Here is a 19,925-nt window from a genome sequence, read left to right as displayed (position 1 = left end):
CGTGGCGCTCGATGAGCTGAAGTCCGCGCTGCCGGACTACGCCAAGGACCTCAAGCTCAACCTGGGCTCCGTGATCGGCAACTCCGAGCTCCCCCAGCAGCAGCTGTGGGGCACGGTGCTGGCCACCGCCATCGCCTCGCGCTCGGCCCTGGTGCTGCGCGCGCTGGAGCCCGAGGCCCGCGAGAACCTCTCGCCGGAGGCGTACCAGGCCGCCAAGGCCGCCGCCGCCATCATGGCGATGAACAACGTCTACTACCGGACCCGGCACCTGCTGTCGGACCCGGAGTACGGCAACCTGCGGGCCGGTCTGCGGATGAACGTCATCGGCAACCCGGGCGTCGACAAGACCGACTTCGAGCTCTGGTCGCTGGCGGTCTCGGCGATCAACGGCTGCGGGATGTGCCTCGACTCGCACGAGCAGGTGCTGCGCAAGGCGGGCGTCGAGCGCGAGACGGTCCAGGAGGCATTCAAGATCGCCGCCGTCGTGCAGGCGGTCGCGGCGACCCTGGACGCCGAGGCGGTCCTCGCCGGCGCGTGACGTGTGCTCCTGCGGGCCCGGCCACCCTTCGGGGGGCCGGGCCCTTCGGCCGTCCGGTGTCGGGCCGGCCGCGGCACCGGGCGGTCACACCGTCAGACGGTCTCCCCCGGCGTGGCGTCGGGGAGTCCCCGCGCGCCGACCGGCGCCACCTCGGCGGCCGTCGCGCCGTGCGGTGCGGGCTCGTCGGCCATCGCCGCCTCCCGGGAGTGGGCCCGCAGGTAGCCGACCACGGTGTTGGTCACCGCGACCAGCGGTACGGCCACGACCGCCCCGCCGATCCCCGCGATGAGCGAACCGGCCGCCACCGACAGGATCACGCCGAGCGGGTGCACCCGCACCGCCCGGCCCAGGATGAACGGCTGCAGGATGTGGCCCTCGATCTGCTGCACCAGCAGCACCACCACCAGCACCATCAGCGCCGTGAACGGACCTTCCGTCACCAGCGCCACCACCATCGCGATGACGCCCGAGGCGACCGCGCCGACCAGCGGGACGAACGCGGCGAGGAAGATGATGACGGCCAGCGGCACCGCCATCGGCACCCCGAGGAAGAAGATGCCGATGCCGATGAAGATGGCGTCGATCAGGGCCACTATCACCGTGCCGCGCACGTAGAGGGTGAGCGTGCGCCAGGCGCGCGGCCCCGCGCCGCCGAGTCCGTCGCGGGCGTCCACGGGGAAGAGCTTGAGGAACCAGTTCCAGATGTTCCGGCCGTCGTAGAGCAGGAAGAGCGTGCTGAACATCGCCAGGAGGATGCCGGTGAGCATCTCCACGACGACGGTGACGCCCTGCAGCCCGGCGTCGGTCAGCGCCTTGGAGTTGGTGCCGATCGCCTCCTGGAGGTTCTTGGCGATCTGGTTGATCTGGTCCTCGGTCACGTGGAACGGGCTGTTGAGCAGCCAGCGCTTCAGTTCGGTGATGCCGTCCTGGAGGCTGTTGGAGAGGTTGTCGACGTTCTCCATGACCTGCCAGACCACGAACCAGCCGACCAGGCCCATCATCACGAAGCCGCCGATGAAGACGATGGCCGTGGCGAACCCGCGCGGCACCCCCAACCGCTTCAGCCGGCCCACGAAGGGCTGCAGCAGCGCGGTGATCAGCAGCGCGGCGACGAAGGAGAGGACGACCAGCTGTATGGTGCCGATCACCCGCATCAGCACCCAGACGGTGCCGGCCAGCACCAGCAGCCGCCAGCCGAGTTCGGCCGCGACCCGCATGCTCCACGGCACCCGGGCGACCGGGTCGCCGGGGCCGGAGGCGCGCGGCGGGTACCGGCGCGTGGCCTGCTCCTCCTGACGGCGGGCCTCCTCGCGGGCGCCCTCGGCCGCGGCCCGGCGCTGTTCCTCCAGCCTCCCGGCGAGCTTGGCGAGCTCCGCCGCCAGCCCGGAGCCCCATTGGCGCTTCTCCGACATCGCTTCCCCTGTCCCCCGCCCCCCGGACTGTCCGTCCGCACCACCGTACGCGCAACGAGCCCCCGATCCCTCAAGGGGTCGGGGGCTCGTCGGCGATTTGTGGATGTACGGCCTAGTACCAGTGGTTGGCCTGCCAGAACGACCAGGCACCGCAGGGGCTGCCGTACCGGCTGTTCATGTAGTTGAGGCCCCACTTGATCTGGGTACCGGGGTTGGTGCGCCAGTCGGCGCCCGCGGAGGCCATCTTGGAGCCGGGCAGGGCCTGGACGAGGCCGTAGGCGCCGGAAGAGGCGTTCGTCGCGGTGTAGTTCCAGCCGCTCTCACGGGTGACGATGTTGGAGAAGCACTGGTACTGGGAGGCGTCGCCTATGAGGCCCTGGGCCATGGCCTGGACTTCGGAGACCGTGTACGAGGCCTTCACGACCAGCGCGGCGCGCTCCGCGGCGCGGGAGGCCTCCTTGGCCTTGCGGTCGGCCTCGGCCTTCTCCTCCGCCTTCTTGCGGGCGGAGGCGTCCTTGGCGGCCTGCTTGCGCGCTGCCTCCTCGGCGGCCTTCTTCGCACCGGCGTCGGCGGCGTCGGACTGCGCCTGCACCTGCTGCGTGAGGGAAGCCTGCTGGACCTGCTGCCCAGCGGGTATGTCCGCGAGGACGGTGGTCGCATCGGCGGCGGCGACGGGCTGTACGACACCCTCGCTGCCGGAGGCGACACCGACGACGGCGCCCACAGTGGTGACCGCAGTGGCCGAAGCCACCGCGAATCCCCGGACCGAGATCCGGCTCACACGGTTTCCTTCCAGCGTCGCCCGCTTGGTGACCTCGCGGACGCGATCGTGCCCCTTCGCACTGGCTTCCTGCTGCACCGGTCACAGAAGCACTGGCCCGGTGCGGCTCCCCCGACGGGGCGGGAGTCCGCTGATTCGGTTCGGGCGGCCCACGGCGAACGCTGTTCAGTTCTGATGTTCCGTACGTTTGCGGGTACGGGTGTGCCGAGGGCGGGGGCCTGACAGAACCGACAGCCTGCCGTAGCCGGACGCGTCCACGCAATTCCCCGTTGCGTGTCAAAGCTCACACGCCACGTGGGCCACGGAAATTTCCGTTACGCATCCGTAGCCTCCGCACGCAGCGCTAGGCTGCTGCGCCCTCGCGGCGCAGCAGCCTAGCGGACCGTCCAACTCGCCTGTTACGCCCGCCCGTCCTCCAGCATCTCCGTCACGAGCGCGGCGATCGGCGAGCGCTCGGAGCGGGTCAGGGTGATGTGCGCGAACAGCGGGTGGCCCTTGAGCTTCTCGACGACGGCGACCACTCCGTCGTACCGACCCACCCTCAGGTTGTCGCGCTGGGCGACGTCATGAGTCAGGACGACCCGGGAATTCTGCCCGATACGGGACAACACGGTCAGCAGGACGTTGCGCTCCAGGGACTGCGCCTCGTCGACGATCACGAAGGCGTCGTGCAGGGAGCGGCCCCGGATGTGCGTGAGGGGCAGGACCTCCAGCATGCCGCGCGCCACGACCTCCTCGATGACCTCCTTCGACGTCACCGCGCCCAGGGTGTCGAAGACCGCCTGGGCCCACGGGCTCATCTTCTCCGCCTCGGTGCCCGGCAGGTAGCCGAGCTCCTGACCGCCCACGGCGTACAGCGGCCGGAAGACCATGACCTTCTGGTGCTGCTGACGCTCCAGCACCGCCTCCAGCCCCGCGCACAGCGCCAGCGCCGACTTGCCGGTGCCGGCCCGGCCGCCCATCGACACGATGCCGACGTCCGGGTCGAGCAGCAGGTCCAGCGCGATCCGCTGCTCGGCGCTGCGGCCGTGGATGCCGAAGGCCTCCCGGTCGCCGCGCACCAGCCGGACCCGGCCGTCGGCCGTGACCCGGCCGAGCGCCTTGCCGCGGTCCGACTGCAACACCAGACCGGTGTGCACCGGGAGCCCGGCCGCGTCGGGGACGTCGACCGTCTCCTCCTGGAAGAGGTCGTCCACCTCCTGGGCCGAGACCTGCAGCTCGTGCATCCCCGTCCACCCGGAGGTGATCGCCAGCTCGGCCCGGTACTCCTCGGCCAGCAGGCCGACGGAGGAGGCCTTGACGCGCAGCGGCAGGTCCTTGGAGACGACGGTGACGTCGTACCCCTCGGCCTGGAGGTTCCGGGCCACCGCGAGGATCCGCGAGTCGTTGTCGCCCAGGCGGAACCCCGCGGGCAGCACGCCCGGGTCCGAGTGGTTCAGCTCGACGCGCAGGGTGCCGCCCAGCTCGCCGATCGGGATGGGTGCGTCCAGCCGCCCGTACCGGATCCGGTACTCGTCGAGCAGCCGCAACGCCTGGCGGGCGAAGTAGCCGAGCTCGGGGTGGTGGCGCTTGGCTTCCAACTCGGTCACCACCACGACCGGCAGGACCACCTCGTGCTCGTCGAAGCGGAGGAGGGCATGCGGGTCGGCAAGCAGCACGCTGGTGTCGAGTACGTAAGTGCGCCGGTCGTGCTCACGGCGATTCTTGCTGGTCACCACGTGTGGACGAACCCCCTCGGAAGAGGTCGGGGTGCGACGGCGTCGCGCGGGACAGGGCCGGGACCGACCAGGAGGGCCGGACCGCGGCCCTTCGAGTCGACGCGGTCAATGCCGTCCGAGTCAAGGGTTGACAACGGCACGTCCGTGAGCAAGGGGCCTCCCGGGCGGACGGGCCAGGTGCCGTCCGCTTCTGTCCGACATCCATGGGCCGGATGTCGGTCTGACGGGTCTATTCCCTCGAAAGTGGAGGCCTATGCGACTGCATATGACAGGTGTTGGCCCGGGCCCTACCCTTGCCGCCCCGCCGCCCGATGTTCGCGCCCCTGTCGCCGGGACGTAATCCGGCCACCGCCCCTTCGGCCGTTCGCCGCAAGCCCGGTGTGGCGCATCTCTCCCCGGCAGGGCCGTTCGGGTGACCCCGGGAACCGGGGTCCGCGCTCAAGCCCCGTAGCGCCGGTGCCGCGCCGCGTAATCACGCAACGCCCGCAGGAAGTCCACCCGGCGGAACGCCGGCCAGAACACCTCGCAGAAGCAGTACTCCGAATGCGCGCTCTGCCACAACATGCTGCATCCACGCGGGGAGCCACCCCCCGCACCCCCGGGAACCGGGGTCCGCGCTCAAGCCCCGTAGCGCCGGTGCCGCGCCGCGTAGTCACGCAACGCCCGCAGGAAGTCCACCCGGCGGAACGCCGGCCAGAACACCTCGCAGAAGTAGTACTCCGAATGCGCGCTCTGCCACAGCATGAAGCCCGACAGGCGCTGCTCGCCGGAGGTGCGGATGACGAGGTCGGGGTCGGGCTGGCCGCGGGTGTAGAGGTGCTCCGCGATGTGGTCGATGTCGAGGATCTCCGCGAGGTCCTCGATGGAGGTGCCGCGGCCGGCGTGCTCGTGGAGGAGGGAGCGGACCGCGTCGGCGATCTCCTGGCGGCCGCCGTAGCCCACGGCGACGTTGACGAGTATGCCCTCGACGCCCTCCGTGGCCTGCTCGGCCTCCTTGAGGACGGACTGGGTACGGGCGGGCAGCAGGTCCTTCGCGCCGACGTGGTGGACGCGCCAGCGGCCGGTCGCGGCGAGCCCGCGGACCGCGTCCTCGATGATGCCGAGCAGCGGGACGAGTTCCTCCGCCGGGCGGTCCAGGTTGTCCGTGGAGAGCAGCCAGAGCGTGACGACCTCGACGCCGGTCTCCTCGGACCAGCCGAGGACCTCGGTGATCTTGTCCGCGCCGGCCCGGTGGCCCTGCTCGGTCGTCCGCGCGGCGGCCTTGGCCCAGCGGCGGTTGCCGTCGAGGATGACGCCGATGTGCTTGGGGCCCTGCGACAGGTCGAGCCGGCGCTCCACACGGTGGGCGTACAGGTCGGTCAACCTGAGACGTACCAGGTCGCGCAGATTCATTGGCGGGCCCCTCCTGCGGTCGTCACCCCTTCGCCACCCTACTGCGCCTCCCCTCGGGCCGCCGAACCGGGTGCAGGGCTGTGGACCGCCGTCGTGATAGGACCGCTTCTGTGGATATTCGTTCTCTCTACCGCGCCGCCGACGAGCGCTACGACGCGATGGCGTACCGCCGGACCGGCCGCAGCGGCCTCAAGCTCCCCGAGATCTCCCTCGGGCTCTGGCACAACTTCGGCGACGACCGCACGCTCGACTCGCAGCGCGCCATCCTGCGCCGCGCCTTCGACCTCGGCGTCACGCACTTCGACCTGGCCAACAACTACGGCCCGCCCTACGGCTCCGCCGAGAGCAACTTCGGGACCATCCTCGCCCAGGACTTCCGGCCCTACCGCGACGAACTGGTCATCTCGACCAAGGCGGGGTACGACATGTGGCCCGGCCCGTACGGCGAGTGGGGCAGCCGCAAGTACCTGCTCTCCTCGCTGGACCAGTCCCTGGACCGGATGGGCCTGGACTACGTCGACATCTTCTACTCGCACCGCTTCGACCCCGACACGCCGCTGGAGGAGACGATGGGCGCCCTCGCGTCCGCCGTCCAGCAGGGCAAGGCGCTCTACGTCGGCATCTCCTCCTACAGCGCGCAGCGCACCCGCGAGGCCGCCGCGCTGCTGCGCCAGATGGGCGTCCCGGCGCTGATCCACCAGCCCTCGTACTCCATGATCAACCGCTGGGTCGAGGACGACGGTCTCCTGGACGTCCTGGACGAGGAGGGCATGGGCTGCATCCCCTTCGTCCCCCTGGCCCAGGGCCTGCTGACGGACAAGTACCTCAACGGCATCCCCGAGGGCTCCCGGGCCGCCCAGGGCAAGTCCCTCGACCCCACCCTGATCACCGACGAGGTCGTGCGGAGGCTGCGCGGCCTCAACGGCACCGCCGCCCGGCGCGGTCAGTCGCTGGCGCAGCTCGCGCTGAGCTGGGTGCTGCGCGACAAGCGGATCACCTCGGCGCTCATCGGGGCGTCGAGCGTCGCCCAGCTGGAGGCCAACGTCGCGGCGGTGGGTGCCGCCCCGCTGACGGCCGAGGATCTCGCCGAGATCGACGAGTTCGCCCTCGAGTCGGGCGTCAACCTCTGGTCCCGCAGCAGCGACGCGTGAGGTCGGCGGGCGCCCTGGTCAGGACGGCAGCAGCGGTCCGGCCAGGGCGCCGGCCAGGATGAACGGCCCGAAGGGCAGCGGCGTACGGCGCTCGGCGCGACGGGCCGCCAGCAGCACGAGGCCCGTGACCGCGCCCAGCGCGAAGGCCGCGAAGGTGCCGGCGGCGAGCGTCCCCCACCCGTGCCAGGCGAGGACCATGCCCGCGGTGGGGGCGAGTTTGACGTCGCCGAACCCCATGCCGTCCGGGTTGACCAGGTGCAGCACGAGGTAGAACAGCCCCAGCACGGCCGCCCCCAGCAGCGCCCGGGGCCACGAGCCCTCATGGCCCGGGAGCAGCGCGGCCGCCCCCAGCAGAGCCGCCGTCCCCGTGGCGGCGGGCAGCGTCAGCACGTCCGGGAGCCGCAGCACCGTCAGGTCGACGCGGGCCAGCAGCACTCCGAGCGGGACGAGCAGCAGCCACACCGTCAGTTCGGGCCGCGGCCCGGTGCCCGCCGCGACGGCCGCGCAGACCACGGCGGTCACCAGGGCGTAGCGCCATCCGGCGGCCGGCTTGCCGGCGTTGCGCAACGGCCCCCACCAGCCGCGCCGGCCGGCCGGGTAGGGCACGTCCGCCGGGCACCGGGTCCGCCAGGGCTGCTCGGGCGCGACGGACAGCCGGTACGCCGGACGCGGCAGGGCGAGCCCCGCGACGGTTCCCCACACGACGGCCGCGGCGATCGGATAGACATGCATCGGGCCCGACCGTACACGGGCGCACCACGCGAAGGGACGTGAGCCGCATGGGTGACCGCCGGCGCGACGGGACCGGGCTGCTGCGCCTCACCGGCGGCCGCGGCACGGACGGCGCGGGGACGCCGGACGGCACGGGGACGCCGGACGGCACGGGGACGCCGGACGGCACGGGGACGCCGGACGGCACGGGGATACCGCTGGAGATCGCGGCCTCCTACCGGGCCCGCACCCGGGGGCTGCTGGGCCGAACCGGCATCACCGGGGCGCTGCTGCTCACGCCCGCCGCGAGCGTGCACACCCTGGGCATGCGCTTCGCCATCGACGTCGCCTACCTCGACCGCCGCCTGCGGGTCCTCGCCGTCCGCACCATGCCGCCCGGCCGGCTGGGCCGCCCGCGGCTGCGGGCCCGTCACGTGCTGGAGGCGGAGGCCGGCGCGATGGCGGCATGGGGCCTGGTGCCGGGGACGGCGGTGACCGTGGAGGCGCAGGCGTGACCCCTGCCGCGTCCCGTCCGCTGCGGGCGGCCGTGGCGGCCTTCTAGAACCCGCCGCCGCCGAAGTCCTCGGAGTCGGAGAAGCCGGGGAAGTCGGGGGACTGTGCGCCGATGACGAGGAACAGGATCCCCGCGGCCAGGAAGATCCCCAGGAAGACCAGCGTCAGCGCCAGTTGCCCGTACGGCACCCGGTAGCCGGCCGGGACGACCAGCGCGCGCTCGGGTGCCTCGGGGACGTAGGCGACCGTCAGGTGGTCGCCCTCGATCGTCGTGCCCGGCGCCCCCGGGTCCTCGAAGCGCACGTCGCGCCCGTCGGCGGTCCGGAACTCGAAGACGAAGTGCTGCCGCGAGTGGGTCGGGCCCTCACCCGTCGAGCCCACGGTCGTGTAGACCCGCACACAGCGCCCCTCGGCGCGCAGCCCGCCGTGCACGGCCCGCCGTATCCACAGCACGCGACGGCCCGCGCGTACCGCGACCACCAGCGGTACGAGCGTGATCAGTGCGGCCATCGCGACGAAGAGCACCGGTATCGCGGCTTCCATCGGCATCCCCCGTCATCACGCCGGGGGCGACCGCCCCCGTTGTCGTACGGAGACACCCGGCGCGCCCGGCCGGTTCCCGCCGGGGCGGGTGCCGGAGCTCACCCGACCGGGAGCGTGGAAGGGGGCGTTGGCGGTGCCGCACCGGCACTACGCTCCCGCCATGGGCCACACCGTGCTCGCCACCCCGCTGGGCGACGTCGCCCTGCACCGCCTCGGCACCCCAGCCACCGGCACCCCGCGCACGCCCGTGCTGCTGCTGCACGCCAACCCCGGCGACAGCCGGGACTACGGAGCCGTCGCGGCCGGACTCGCCGCGGAACGCGAGGTCTTCGCCCTCGACTGGCCCGGCTACGGCCGCTCCACCGCCGCCGCCCCGCACTCCGTCACCCCCGATGGACTCGCGGACGTGGCGGAGCGCGCCCTCGACGCCATCGCGCGGGGCGGCGCGCCGCGCGTCTACGTCGTCGGCAACAGCGTGGGCGGCTGGGCCGCCGTACAGCTGGCCGAGCGCCGCCCGGCGCAGGTGGCCGGGCTCGTCCTGGTCGACCCGGCCGGTTTCACCCGGCTCACCCCGGTGACCCGCTGGTTCTGCCGTGCCGTGATGGGACGTCCGTCCAGCGCCGGGCGCCTCATCGCCCCGCTGGCCCGTGCCTACCTGGGCCGGCTCCGTACGAGCAGCGCCCGCACGACGTACGGACGCGCCCGTGGCGTCCGTGCCGACGCCGACCGGCTCGCGGTGCACTGCGCCCTGTGGCGCGCCTTCGCCGCGCCCGGATTCGGGCTGAGCGGCGTCCTGCCGGGGATCGTCCCGCCCGTCCTGCTGCTCTGGGGCCGCCGCGATCCGCTGCTCCCCGTGCTCACCGACGGTCGCCGGGCCCGCCGTTCGCTGCCGCCCGGCGCCGCCTACGCGACCCTGCCCACGGCGCACGAGCCGTACAACGAGCGGCCGGACCTGTTCCTGGCGAGCGTGCGGCCCTTCCTGACGGAGTGAGACGCGGGGGGAAAGAAGACGGGCCGGTCCGCAGGGGGGGAGAGCGGACCGGCCCGAGGGGGGGATTCCAAGGTACCGCGCCGGAACCGCTCTCCAGGTCCAAGGTCATGAGGGAGATGTGAAGGTTCCCTCGAAGAAGTGGCTCGATCGCCGGGCGATTAGACCGAATGGCCGCGAATGCGGCGACTCGTCCACCCACGCCACATCCGCACCGCATACGCTCCGTCACGGAAAGCACCGGACCTTTGGCCCGGAATTTAAGGGCTCTGTCGCCGCGCCTTACCCACGTGGGTGAGCCGTTCGGTTGACCGGCGGCCCGCGACGCTACGACGGACGGAACGTGATCTCCACGCGGCGGTTCTGCTTGCGGCCCGCCTCGGTGGAGTTGTCGGCGATGGGGTAGTCCTCGCTGTACCCGCGGACCTGGAACGAGTGGACGGAGTTGCCGAGCGAACCGAGCTCCTCCGCCAGGATCTTGTAGACGGCGTCGGCCCGCTTCTTGGACAGCACCTTGCCGTGCTCGTACGAGCCCAGGTCGTCCGTGAAGCCGAACACGCGGATCGGCTGCGTGACGCCCTTGGCATCGATGTCGGACGCGATGGCCTTGATCCGCGCGGTGGCCGTCGCGTTCAGCTTGGCGCTGTCCCTGCCGAACAGGACGTCCGCCTGGAGGGCGTAGGTGACCGAGGAGTTCGACTCCTCGTGCCGCTCCTCGCCGTCGTCGGCCGAGGCGTCCTCGGAGGACGACGCGTCCGACACGGAGACGATGTCCAGCACCTTGGGCGGCGCCAGCGTCGCCCCCTCGGGCAGTTGCAGGTCCGGGTCGGCCGCGTCCACCTTCGTGGGCGCGGACGGGGTGGGCTGCGCCGTCGGGTCGTCGTCCGCCCGCGCGCCCGCGGCGGTGAGCGGCGTGAGCACGAGCGCGAGGCCGAGCACGGCCGCGACACCGGGACGGGCATGCGGACGGAGACGGGGCACGGCTCACCCCTCCGCGATCGTGATCTTGGCCGGGGGCATCGTCGGCAGCTGGAACTCCACCTCGGTGGTGCCTTCCGGCGGCGCCGGGAACTGCGCGAAGAGGGGCCGGGTCTCGCCCGGCTTGATCAGGGTGAGGCCCATCGTGCACAGGCACTTGCCTTCGGTGTCCCGGAGCACGTAGTAGCGCTTCTTGCCGACCGAGTCGACCAAGACGGCGCCGGCGATAGAGGCGCCGGATTTCTGGACGGCCATCTCCGGTCCCACCCAGGAACTGGCGTTGAAGATCGATGCCCCTCCGTTGGTGAGCGTGCCCTTGACGGTGACGAATCCCCCCGAGTCCCGCGTGGCTTCGTTCAGGGTGACGGTGATGTCTTTCTCACCCTTCATCTGCGCCAGGACTTGGGTCGGCTCGTCCGAGGGCGCGACACTCGACTTGTCCGAACCGCCCGGCGCGCTCGTCTTCGCGGACGGCGTAGCCGCCGTCTTGTCGTCGCCGTCACCGCCACCGCACCCTGACAGTGCCGCGGCGAGGACCACGGCGACGATTACAGCCAGGCCTTGCTTCTGGATACGCATCGGCCCCCCGTTCCTCACTCGCTGAGATGGACGGAGAAGAACTCCGCCAGGTTCAGATCGAAATCGCCGGCCGTCGGGTCCACGCGCATTTCGTCCCCATCGCAGATGAACGTGATCGCGTCACCGTCCTTGTCGTCGACAGCGCACCGGCTTTCGACGACCGCCGTGGCGGTAGCGCTCGCGTGCATCGACTCGGTGCCCGGCACGACCGATTCGCCGACCGTCCCGGAAGTGTGAAGGGCGACCGTGGCACCCCCCGGGCCGACTGCGTTGCACTCGTCGACGACCGCACTGTTCTGACCGGCGTAGTTCGCCGCCGCGCCGCAGGCGTTGCCGGGCGTCATCCCGTTCAAGGCGAGCAGATGCCGGAGCCGGTCCAGGTCTCCCGCCTCCAAGGCATCGAGGAAGGCCTCCCGAACACTGTCCCTGACCTCCCGTGCGGCCGCGAGCGCCGAGGCGTCGGCCGCGGTCTGCGCGGTATTGCGGACGGAGGCGGCCTGCCCCACGGCGAAGTAGGCAAAGGCGAGGAAGAACAGGGCGGCGACGGCGACGATGTAGAGGCCGAGCGTCTGGCCGCCGTCGCCGTCGAACCGCCGGTTCAGCCGCCGCCGACGATGTCCGCGATCTTGTCCAGGATGCCGGTCCTTATCGCATTGCCGATGTCCGTGGTCGCCAGCACACCGATGATGACCGCGATCACCACCGCGATGCCCAGGTACTCGAACGACGTCTGCCCCGAGTCGCCGCGGACGCGCATGCGCGTGCGCAGCGCGGTCAGTCGTTTCACAACCCACCTGCTCATCTTCCGTGCCCCAAACCGTAGTCACGTGACGTGCGCCGGCCGCGCCCCTTGCGTCGGCCGGGGTCTGGCTATCGTCGCGGGCGGCTGCGGTGCCGGTGAGGTCCACGGCGCACCGCCTCCCCTCGGGTCAACCCGCCGCGATCCGTGCCTGATTGCAGGTGCAAATATGGTTGCGGCTGCAAATGTACACCGCGACCGTGGGCTCCGCACCCAATATGGCGGCTCCGGTCACTACCCACCACCCGAACCGAACATGCGTTCACAACCCTGTCACCCCCATCACCCCAGCAGGTCACCGAAGTTGATGCGCGACCCGAGGATCGTGCCCGTCATCAGCAGGATCATCGTCGCGGGGACGAGGAGCGTGGTGATCACACCCGTCGCGCGCGGCACGGTGCGGGCCGCGCGGCGGCGGGCGTTCTGGGCCTCGGTGCGCCGCATGTCCGTGGCGATCTGGAGCAGCGTGCGGGCGATGGGCGCGCCCAGTTCCTCGCCCTGCTGCAGGGCCGTGACGAACTGCCCGACCTGCTCGCTGCCGTTGCGCCTGCGCAGCTGGTCGAAGGCGTCACGGCGGCTGACGCCGACGTCCATCTGGCGCAGGGCGATCCGGATCTCGTCGCTCCAGGGGCCCTTGTAGACGGAGGCGACGCGTTCGAGGGCCTGGCGGAAGCCGAGGCCGGCGCTCACCACCACCGCGAGGACGTCGAGGAAGTCCGGGAGCGTGCGCTCGATCTCGTCGCGGCGCCTGCGGATGGCGAGCCGGATGCCGAGGTCGGTCCAGCCCAGGCCGTAGGCGACCATCAGGAGGGCGGCGAACCAGTGGCCCGCCCGCAGCAGCACCAGGGCCGCGAGGCCGCCGAGGGCGCCGTAGACGGCGCGGCGGGCGGCGTAGCGGTCGACGGTGAGGCCGTAGGGGTGGCCCGCGTGGTCGATGCGGGTGCGGATCCGGTTGACCCGGGCGGGGCCCATGAGGCGCAGCACCAGGGGCGCCCAGCGCATCCCGAGGCGGTCGACGGCGTTACCGACCTTGGTGGTGCGGGTCCGGCCCACCTCCAGGGCCAGTTGGAGGTCGCTGGGCAGCTTGACCTCGGAACGGTAGAGGCCGATGCCGTAGCAGACGCCCACCACTCCCAGGGCGGCGACGGCGGCCAGCACGACGGTGATCACAGGTCCCCCGCCCCCCTCACACGTCGATCCGCGACATGCGGCGGATGAGCGCGAAGCCGACGACGTACAGGCCGAGCGCCACGAGCACGGCGATCCGTCCGGCCCCGGAGCCGGTCATCGCGCTCAGCGAGCCCGGCATGATCCGGTCGAGCAGCAGCAGCGAGCCGACGCCGATGACGGGAACGGCGTACGCGGTGACCGTGACCTGCGACATCTGGGTGCGGATCTCGCGCCGGGTCTCCTTGCGCTCCTCCAGGGTCACGGTCAGGTTCCGCAGCGATTCCACCACCGAGCCGCCGGCCCGGGCCGACAGGACGAGCGTGGAGACCAGCACCACCAGTTCCCGGCTGGGCAGCCGCTCCTGCAGTTCGGCCATGGCGTCCTCGATGGAGTGCCCGAGCGTCATGGCGTCGGCGACCTTCCGCAGTTCCTCACCGGCCGGGGCCTCCAGTTCCTCCGCCGCCATGCCGACGGCGGTGCGCAGGGCGAGCCCGGCCTGGGTGGCGTTGGCCAGGACGCGGGCGAGTTCGGGCAGCTGGGCGATGAAGCGCTCGGTGCGCACCCGTCGTCGCCAGCCGAGGAAGGAGCTGACCGCCCAGGCCGCCAGGAGCGCGGCGATCGGTCCGAAGAAGGGGGCCAGCACGATGTCGGCGACCAGCCAGGCGCCGCCGACGACCGCGAGGGCGGCCGCGGTGAACTGCCCGGGCGTCAGGTCGGTGCCGGTGGCGGCGAGCCGCGCGGCCAGCCGGCGGCCCCAGGCGGTGCGCCGGACCCGCAGGTCCAGCCCGGCGAAGGGCACGGCGCGCCGTTCGGCGGCCGGCACGTCGGCCAGCCGGTCCACCAGCGCGGCGCGGTCGGCTCGCCCGCCGCTCCAGGCGTGCAGGCCCCAGACGCCCAGCACCAGCGCGAGGCCGGTCACGCCGAGCACGGCCAGGGCCATCGTCGGCGTGTTCACTTCGCCTCCCTGCTCGACAGCTCCAGCTCGGTCTCGCCGACCCCGAAGGCCGCCGGCACGGACTCGCCCGCCAGGTGGAAGCGTTCGGCCAGTTGGCGCGGTACGGGCTGATGGTGGAACCAGCCCCGTACGATCCGGTCGGGCCCCATCGGCTCGGCGCGGAAGCGGGTCGCGGTGGTCAGCCGGAAGGTGTCGCGTCCCCGTGAGGACAGCACGGCGATCTCGGCGATCCGGCGGGTGCCGTCGACGTCCCGGCGCAGCTGGACGATGACGTCGACGGCGCTGTTGATCTGGTCGCGCAGCGCCTCGAAGGGGATCTTCACCTCCGACATCGAGGCCAGCGTCTGCAGCCTGAGCACCGCGTCCTCGGCCGAGTTGGCGTGCACCGTGGCCAACGAGCCGTCGTGGCCGGTGGACATGGCCTGCAGCATGTCGAGGGTCTCGCCGCCGCGGACCTCACCGACGATGATCCGGTCGGGGCGCATGCGCAGCGAGTTCCGCACGAGGTCGCGGATGGTGATCCGGCCCTGGCCCTCGACGTTGGGCGGCCGGCTCTCCAGGCGTACGACGTGCTCCTGCTGGAGCTGGAGTTCGGCGGCGTCCTCGACGGTGATGATCCGCTCGCCGTCCGGGATGAGCCCGGACAGCGAGTTGAGCAGGGTGGTCTTGCCCGAGCCGGTGCCGCCGCTGACGATGATGTTGAACTTGGCCCGCACGAGGGCGGAGAGCAGCATCAGCATGTGCTCGTCGAGGGTGCCGAGGCCGATCAGCTCGTGCAGGGCGTACGCGCGGGGGAAGCGGCGGATGGTGAGGACGGGGCCGGTCAGCGACAGCGGCGGGATGATGACGTTGACGCGCTCGCCGGAGGGCAGCCGGGCGTCCACCATCGGATTGGACTCGTCCACCCGGCGGTTGACGGTCGACACGATCCGCTCGATGGTCTGCAGGAGTTGCTCGGGGCTGCTGAACCGCGCGGCGACGGGTTCCACCCGGCCGGCCCGCTCGATGTAGATGCGGTCCGGGCCGTTGACCATGATCTCGGTGATGGAGGCGTCCTCCAGCAGCGGTTCGAGGATGCCCAGGCCCAGGGCCTCGTCCACGACCCGGCGGATGATGCCGGTGCGCTCCTTGGTGGAGAGCACCGGTCCCTCGCGGCTGATGATGTGGCCGAGGACACGTTCCAGGCGCACCCGGCGCTCGGCGGCGGCGAGCGCCGACATCTCGGCGAGGTCGATCTCCTGGAGGAGCTTGGCCCGGTAGACGGCGACGAGGTGGCCCTCCTGCGTCTGCGGGGCGGTGTCGTCGTTCGCGGTGATGCGGTCGCGCAGGCTCATTCGTCGGCCCCTTCGTCGTCCTCCCTGGGCATCGTGGCGGTCCGGGTGACGGAGCCCGGGCTGAGGCCCGGAAGCACCGACGGGATCTCCACGGTCGCCGTCGCCTGCACGGAGTCCCCCGTGTCGCCGGTGGTGCTGACCTGCGTACCGTCCTGCAGCCAGGAGCTCACCGCCTCCGTGCCCGCGACGGGGCCGCTCACGGGAGGGTCGTGCAGCGCGGCCATACGCGCGGCGGCGCGGGCGGCCGTGCCGGCCTGGGCCGCGGTGTAGGCGGCGAGGCCCAGTTGCACGCCCGCGAGGGCGATCAGCAGCAGGATCGGCAGCATCCCCAGGAACTCCAGGGAGGCGCTGCCCCGGTCGCGCCGGCGGCGGGTCCGGGCCGTCACGGCGTGCCCGCCTCTTCGTCGACGGCCGAGGCGTGGCCGTGGACGGTCAGCGGGAAGTCGATCGCGCCCGGGAAGAGGACCGGGACCCGCAGGCCCACGGTGACCCCGACCATGCCGTCGGTGTGCGTGGTGCCGAAGTCCTCGATCTGCCACGCGCCGGGCAGGTCGTCGGCCGCCGCCGCCTGGGCGTCCTTCCCCACCGCCGCCGCGCGGGCGGCCTGGTCGGCGGCGTGGCCGGCGAGGGTGAAGGTGTACCCGGTCAGCACCGCCTGCCAGACCAGGACGAGCACCAGCAGGATCAGCGGTGTCATGCCCAGGGTCTCCAGGGTGACCTGGCCCTGTTCGCCGCGTCCGCGGCGGCTCCTGCGGGGCGGCACCGCGTGCCCGGGCCCGCAGACGCCGATCTCCGCGGCGAGCGTCCACACGCCCTGCTTGACGGTGGAGCGGTTGTCGAGGTCCTGGAGCCGTCCCGAGTCCACGACCGCCTGCAGTTCCCGGAAGGCGGCGGGGACCACGGCGGAGGCGATCCGGGTGCCGGTGATGCGGGCGATCAGCGAGGGCTGGATCTCGCTGCCCCGGGTGTAGCGGTTGACGGTGGCGACGACGTCCTGGGGCTTGCGGATCTGCAGCCGGTCCCACATGCGCACCATGCGCTTGGCGGCGCGCACGGCGACCACGTCGGGCGTGGTCACCAGCAGGGCGGTGTCCGCGGTCTCGACGGCGACGGCGTTGGCGCCGGTCATCTGGGTGCCGCAGTCGACGACCACGACCTCGTACCGCTGCCGGAGGGCGTGCAGCACGTGCCGGGCGGCACGGTCGGTGACCTCCTCACCGCGTTCGCCCTCGCCGGGGGCGAGCAGCAGCGCGGGCCCGGCCTCGTGGACGTACATGGCGTCCTGCAGTACGCGGGTGGTCACGTCGGCGATGTCCGCGAGGTCGGCGACGGAGCGGCGGAACTGGACGTCGAGGTAGGAGGCGATGTCGCCGCCCTGGAGGTCGAGGTCGACCAGGGCGGTGGACTTCCCGGCGGCCTGCGCGGCGAGGGCGAGCTGGACGGCGACGACGGTGGTGCCGACCCCGCCCTTGGCTCCGGCCACGGCGACCAGCCTGCCCCCGGGGACGGCGGGCAGCGCGGGCTGCTGGGGGCTGAGGTGGCGCCGTACGCCGGCCGCCCAGGCGGCCGCCGCCTCGACGCGGGCACCGAGTTCGTCGTACGACAGGGGCACCCCGGCGACACCGCGCGCGCCGGCGTCCATGGCGCCGGACAGGACGGCCGGGCTCGGGTCGGCGGTGAGCAGGATGACGCCGACCGCGGGGAAGCGCAGCGCGATCTCGCGGATGACCTCGAGCGCGGGCACCGGGGTGATGCGGTCGTGGACGACGACGACCTCGGGCAGTTCGTCGACCCCGGTCCCGGCGGCGCGGGCGAGGACGTCCAGCAGTGAGGTGGAGTCCGGCAGCGCGGGCCCGGGTTCGGCTCCCGGCAGCTGGTGGAGGACCCCGGTCAGGGCGCGGGCGGTGTCGGGGTCGGGGGTGCCCGACAGGATGCGGACGCCGGTCACGAGTCGGCTCCGTCGCCGGCGAGGGTGTAGGTGCGGTCCCGTTCGGAGGGGGCGGTCGCGTCCCCCGGGGCGACGAGGGCGAGGCGTACGTGCCGGGCGAAGGACTCGGCGAAGGCGACCCGCTGGGCGTCGGCGGCGCCGAGGGCGAAGGTGATGGGGACGCCCTGGCTGCTGACCCGGCGGTTGTCGCCGCCGGTGTCGAAGGCCTTGATCTGGCCGACGTCGATGACCCGGGCGCCCGCGACGATGATCTTCGAGACCTCGGGGTCGGTGTCCCTGCGCGGGGCGAAGGTGGCGAAGATGTTGACCCTCGCCCCCGGGGTGATCTTCCCGGCGACGCCGGTCTCCGCGTCGATCATGATCGCGATCTCCATCTGCCCGGCCCGCAGCGCGGGCCGCTCGGCGACCATGTCCGTCTGCAGCAGGGAGCCGCGGTGCAGGGGGGCGGCGGCGATCTTGCCGTCCAGCCGGCCGACGTCGCGGACGGCGGTGACGGGCAGCCAGCGCTCGGGTATCCGGACCTCCCGCAGCTGGGCGCGGCCGACCGCCTCGTACGCGGGCACGTCCGCGGCCAGCCGGTACGCGGTCACCTTCGGCCCGACCTGGGAGCGGGCGTCCCCGATGACGGTGACGACGCCGGCAAAGGCGGCGAGCGCGCACAGCGCGGAGACCACGAGGAGGACGACGCCGCGACGCTGACGTGAGTTCATAGAGGTGGGGCCCTATCGCTCAAGTGCCGACTGCTGGTGGGGGGAGACCTGGGGGGTGGGCGACGCCCTGGGCGCCAGGGAGGGCGCGCGGGGTCCCGAGTGCACGACCTGGCGCGGCCGCTCCGGGGGCCGGATGCGCTGCTGCCCGTCCACCGTGGCCGAGCAGAACAGGCAGCGGTCGCCGATGACCGCCAGGCCGCACCAGCCGCAGGTGTCCCGGCGGACCGAGGTGACCAGCTGGTAGAGCACGCCGACGTCGGCGATGTAGGCGGTGAACTCGACCAGCCTGCCGGTCCCCCACCAGCGCGCGGAGTCCGCCGGCAGCGGCACCTCCCGTACGTGCTGGCTCCGCCAGGCGCGGGCCAGCGGCCCGGTGACCCAGCCGGCGTCGACGCCGTGGCCGTGCGCGACGGCGAGCTGGGTGAGGAACGCGGGCCCGGCCGGCACGGCGTCGGGGCGCGCCTCGGACAGGTGCGGTTCGGGGTGGGCGAGGACGGCGAAGTGGCGCCCGGGCACCAGGGACTTCAGATGGGCGCCGACGGGCACGTCCACCCGGTCGAGCCGGGAGACCGAACCGAGCAGGGCACCGGAGTGGAGGTAGTGCGACAGCAGCCGGGCGGCCCCGGCGAGCACACCGGGCCCGAGGTCGGTGGCGGCGAGCTGGCGCAGCTGCTCGGCCAGGAGCAGGGCGGCCAGCGGTGGCAGGTCGACCGGGACGATCGCCACCCGGTCCGCCTCGAGGGCCGCGCGCACGGTGTGGACGCGGCGGCGCAACGGGTCGGTGGACTCCGGCGGGACGAGCACGACGAGGTGGCCGTGGGCCTCCAGGGCGGCGGCGGTGCGCATCACGTGCTGCTCCAGCGGGAGCGCGAGGTCGTCCGCCGTGACCGCTATGACGCTCGACACCCGCGACCTCCCGGAACTCCCGCCCAGTCCCTGCCCGGAGAGCTTATCCCTGCGTAGCCGGAGCAGTGCGGAAAGTCGCCGAACAGTTGATGAAGTCGGTGGTACCCGCGGGACGCCGGTCTACGCACGACGGCAAGGGTATTGACCCCCGCATTGGTCTGGACCAAACTGCGTCCACAGAAGAGTGGCCACTCGCGTAACCGCCCAACTCCTCGCCCCCAGGAGGCAGTAGTGGAACACGCACGCCCACGGCGCACCGCCCTCAGAGCCGCGGCGGCCGTCGGCGCCGCCGCCCTCGCGGTGGCGGGACTCGTCGCCACGTCCGGCAGCGCGAACGCCGCCGACACCAACATCGTGACCAACGGCGGGTTCGAGAGCGGCCTGTCCGGATGGTCCTGCACCGCCTCCAGCGGCGCGGCCGTCGGCTCCCCCGTGCACGGCGGCACCAAGGCGCTCCAGGGCACGCCCTCCTCCTCGGACAACTCCCGCTGCTCGCAGACCATCAGCGTCCGGCCCAACTCCACGTACACGCTGAGCGCGTTCGTCCAGGGCAGCTACGTCTACCTCGGCGCCACCGGCACCGGGATGACGGAGGCCTCGGTGTGGACCCCGTCCGCGTCCTCGTACCAGCAGCTGTCCACCAGCTTCACCACGGGCGCGAGCACCACCTCGGTCACCGTCTACCTGCACGGCTGGTACGCGCAGCCCGCCTACCTGGCCGACGACGTGAGCCTGCTGGGCGCGCCCGGCACGGGGACGCCGACCCCGACCCCCACGCCGACCGACCCGACGCCCACCC

22 protein-coding genes and 1 pseudogene are annotated in these 19,925 nt (G+C 72.5%); 5 read left to right on the top strand and 18 right to left on the bottom strand.

The genetic code is table 11. From position 1 onward, the window contains the following. Position 1 precedes the first annotated feature (1 nt). Positions 2–538 carry an alkyl hydroperoxide reductase gene (locus tag PV350_RS11380; RefSeq protein WP_500333551.1) on the top strand — a complete coding sequence of 179 codons (537 nt, stop codon included), beginning with the start codon at positions 2–4 and terminating at the stop codon, positions 536–538. Between the two features lie 92 nt (positions 539–630). Here PV350_RS11380 and PV350_RS11375 read toward each other — a convergent pair whose 3' ends face one another. The 5 genes and pseudogenes from PV350_RS11375 to PV350_RS11355 all read right to left on the bottom strand — a co-directional run bounded on the left by PV350_RS11375 (position 631) and on the right by PV350_RS11355 (position 5,841). Next, positions 631–1,950, bottom strand: a complete 1,320-nt coding sequence (locus tag PV350_RS11375) for an AI-2E family transporter (protein ID WP_499513707.1) — start codon at positions 1,948–1,950, stop codon at positions 631–633. A 112-nt stretch (positions 1,951–2,062) separates the two neighbouring features. Then, positions 2,063–2,731: a lysozyme family protein gene (locus PV350_RS11370; protein ID WP_499513706.1), complete on the bottom strand. Its 669-nt coding sequence runs from the start codon at positions 2,729–2,731 to the stop codon at positions 2,063–2,065. Positions 2,732–3,129: 398 nt separating this feature from the next. Next, positions 3,130–4,449 carry a PhoH family protein gene (phoH2, locus tag PV350_RS11365; RefSeq protein ID WP_499513705.1) on the bottom strand — a complete coding sequence of 440 codons (1,320 nt, stop codon included), beginning with the start codon at positions 4,447–4,449 and terminating at the stop codon, positions 3,130–3,132. Positions 4,450–4,887: 438 nt separating this feature from the next. Then, positions 4,888–5,013: pseudogene (locus PV350_RS11360) on the bottom strand (undecaprenyl diphosphate synthase family protein); the annotation flags it as partial. Positions 5,014–5,067: 54 nt separating this feature from the next. Further along, positions 5,068–5,841, bottom strand: a complete 774-nt coding sequence (locus PV350_RS11355; protein ID WP_499513703.1) for an undecaprenyl diphosphate synthase family protein — start codon at positions 5,839–5,841, stop codon at positions 5,068–5,070. A gap of 110 nt (positions 5,842–5,951) precedes the next feature. On the opposite strand from PV350_RS11355, the gene mgrA reads away from it, so the two are divergent. Then, entirely contained in the window at positions 5,952–6,992 is a 1,041-nt protein-coding gene (gene mgrA / locus PV350_RS11350) for an L-glyceraldehyde 3-phosphate reductase (RefSeq protein ID WP_499513702.1), read from the top strand. Positions 6,993–7,010: 18 nt separating this feature from the next. Here the strand turns inward: mgrA and PV350_RS11345 are convergent, their stop codons facing one another. After that, positions 7,011–7,724 carry a prepilin peptidase gene (locus PV350_RS11345; RefSeq protein WP_499513701.1) on the bottom strand — a complete coding sequence of 238 codons (714 nt, stop codon included), beginning with the start codon at positions 7,722–7,724 and terminating at the stop codon, positions 7,011–7,013. Between the two features lie 47 nt (positions 7,725–7,771). Between PV350_RS11345 and PV350_RS11340 the strand changes: the two genes are divergently transcribed. Continuing rightward, positions 7,772–8,218, top strand: a complete 447-nt coding sequence (locus tag PV350_RS11340; RefSeq protein WP_500333548.1) for a DUF192 domain-containing protein — start codon at positions 7,772–7,774, stop codon at positions 8,216–8,218. A gap of 43 nt (positions 8,219–8,261) precedes the next feature. On the opposite strand, the gene PV350_RS11335 is transcribed toward PV350_RS11340, so the two are convergent. Beyond that, entirely contained in the window at positions 8,262–8,759 is a 498-nt protein-coding gene (locus PV350_RS11335) for a DUF3592 domain-containing protein (protein WP_500333546.1), read from the bottom strand. A gap of 160 nt (positions 8,760–8,919) precedes the next feature. Between PV350_RS11335 and PV350_RS11330 the strand changes: the two genes are divergently transcribed. Continuing rightward, complete coding sequence (locus PV350_RS11330) at positions 8,920–9,750, top strand: alpha/beta fold hydrolase (protein WP_500333544.1); 831 nt, start codon at positions 8,920–8,922, stop codon at positions 9,748–9,750. A 324-nt stretch (positions 9,751–10,074) separates the two neighbouring features. Here the strand turns inward: PV350_RS11330 and PV350_RS11325 are convergent, their stop codons facing one another. The 11 genes from PV350_RS11325 to PV350_RS11275 all read right to left on the bottom strand — a co-directional run bounded on the left by PV350_RS11325 (position 10,075) and on the right by PV350_RS11275 (position 19,126). Then, positions 10,075–10,728: an OmpA family protein gene (locus tag PV350_RS11325; RefSeq protein WP_499513697.1), complete on the bottom strand. Its 654-nt coding sequence runs from the start codon at positions 10,726–10,728 to the stop codon at positions 10,075–10,077. 3 nt (positions 10,729–10,731) lie between these two features. Then, entirely contained in the window at positions 10,732–11,304 is a 573-nt protein-coding gene (locus PV350_RS11320) for a hypothetical protein (RefSeq protein ID WP_499513696.1), read from the bottom strand. Between the two features lie 14 nt (positions 11,305–11,318). Continuing rightward, a complete protein-coding gene (locus PV350_RS11315; RefSeq protein WP_499516929.1) occupies positions 11,319–11,906 on the bottom strand; it encodes a pilus assembly protein TadG-related protein in 588 nt (195 codons plus the stop codon). Further along, positions 11,903–12,091, bottom strand: coding sequence for a hypothetical protein (locus PV350_RS11310; RefSeq protein WP_500333569.1), 189 nt, complete (start codon positions 12,089–12,091; stop codon positions 11,903–11,905). Before PV350_RS11310 ends, PV350_RS11315 begins: the two co-directional genes overlap by 4 nt. A 294-nt stretch (positions 12,092–12,385) precedes the next feature. Further along, positions 12,386–13,270: a DUF5936 domain-containing protein gene (locus PV350_RS11305; protein WP_500326845.1), complete on the bottom strand. Its 885-nt coding sequence runs from the start codon at positions 13,268–13,270 to the stop codon at positions 12,386–12,388. A gap of 19 nt (positions 13,271–13,289) precedes the next feature. After that, positions 13,290–14,228: a type II secretion system F family protein gene (locus PV350_RS11300; protein ID WP_499513694.1), complete on the bottom strand. Its 939-nt coding sequence runs from the start codon at positions 14,226–14,228 to the stop codon at positions 13,290–13,292. Beyond that, complete coding sequence (locus tag PV350_RS11295; protein ID WP_500333542.1) at positions 14,225–15,562, bottom strand: TadA family conjugal transfer-associated ATPase; 1,338 nt, start codon at positions 15,560–15,562, stop codon at positions 14,225–14,227. The genes PV350_RS11300 and PV350_RS11295 overlap by 4 nt, the downstream gene beginning before the upstream one ends. Then, positions 15,559–15,948: a TadE/TadG family type IV pilus assembly protein gene (locus PV350_RS11290; RefSeq protein ID WP_499513692.1), complete on the bottom strand. Its 390-nt coding sequence runs from the start codon at positions 15,946–15,948 to the stop codon at positions 15,559–15,561. Before PV350_RS11290 ends, PV350_RS11295 begins: the two co-directional genes overlap by 4 nt. After that, positions 15,945–17,510 (bottom strand): CpaE/TadZ family protein, encoded by a 1,566-nt coding sequence (locus PV350_RS11285; RefSeq protein WP_499513691.1) that lies wholly within the window; start codon positions 17,508–17,510, stop codon positions 15,945–15,947. Before PV350_RS11285 ends, PV350_RS11290 begins: the two co-directional genes overlap by 4 nt. Beyond that, positions 17,507–18,220, bottom strand: a complete 714-nt coding sequence (gene cpaB / locus PV350_RS11280) for a Flp pilus assembly protein CpaB (protein ID WP_500333539.1) — start codon at positions 18,218–18,220, stop codon at positions 17,507–17,509. Before cpaB ends, PV350_RS11285 begins: the two co-directional genes overlap by 4 nt. Positions 18,221–18,232: 12 nt before the next feature. Then, positions 18,233–19,126 (bottom strand): hypothetical protein, encoded by an 894-nt coding sequence (locus tag PV350_RS11275; RefSeq protein WP_499513689.1) that lies wholly within the window; start codon positions 19,124–19,126, stop codon positions 18,233–18,235. Positions 19,127–19,357: 231 nt separating this feature from the next. Here PV350_RS11275 and PV350_RS11270 point away from each other — a divergent pair. Then, positions 19,358–19,925, top strand: a 568-nt coding sequence (locus PV350_RS11270) for a carbohydrate binding domain-containing protein (RefSeq protein WP_500333537.1), incomplete at its 3' end; no start/stop codon positions are given.

The sequence above is a fragment of the Streptomyces sp. PA03-6a genome (assembly GCF_033792765.1).
In the GTDB taxonomy this organism is placed as follows: Bacteria; Actinomycetota; Actinomycetes; order Streptomycetales; family Streptomycetaceae; genus Actinacidiphila.
Note: the sequence above shows the minus strand (reverse complement) of the source record. Positions and strands in the feature narration are given on the sequence as shown.

Excerpts from the sequence above, each read along its gene's own strand:
- PV350_RS11375 (WP_499513707.1), bottom strand. The coding sequence starts at position 1,950 with ATGTCGGAGAAGCGCCAATGGGGCTCCGGGCTGGCGGCGGAGCTCGCC.
- PV350_RS11355 (WP_499513703.1), bottom strand. The coding sequence starts at position 5,841 with ATGAATCTGCGCGACCTGGTACGTCTCAGGTTGACCGACCTGTACGCC.
- PV350_RS11345 (WP_499513701.1), bottom strand. The coding sequence starts at position 7,724 with ATGCATGTCTATCCGATCGCCGCGGCCGTCGTGTGGGGAACCGTCGCG.
- PV350_RS11340 (WP_500333548.1), top strand. The coding sequence starts at position 7,772 with ATGGGTGACCGCCGGCGCGACGGGACCGGGCTGCTGCGCCTCACCGGC.
- PV350_RS11335 (WP_500333546.1), bottom strand. The coding sequence starts at position 8,759 with ATGGAAGCCGCGATACCGGTGCTCTTCGTCGCGATGGCCGCACTGATC.
- PV350_RS11330 (WP_500333544.1), top strand. The coding sequence starts at position 8,920 with ATGGGCCACACCGTGCTCGCCACCCCGCTGGGCGACGTCGCCCTGCAC.
- PV350_RS11320 (WP_499513696.1), bottom strand. The coding sequence starts at position 11,304 with ATGCGTATCCAGAAGCAAGGCCTGGCTGTAATCGTCGCCGTGGTCCTC.
- PV350_RS11295 (WP_500333542.1), bottom strand. The coding sequence starts at position 15,562 with ATGAGCCTGCGCGACCGCATCACCGCGAACGACGACACCGCCCCGCAG.
- cpaB (WP_500333539.1), bottom strand. The coding sequence starts at position 18,220 with ATGAACTCACGTCAGCGTCGCGGCGTCGTCCTCCTCGTGGTCTCCGCG.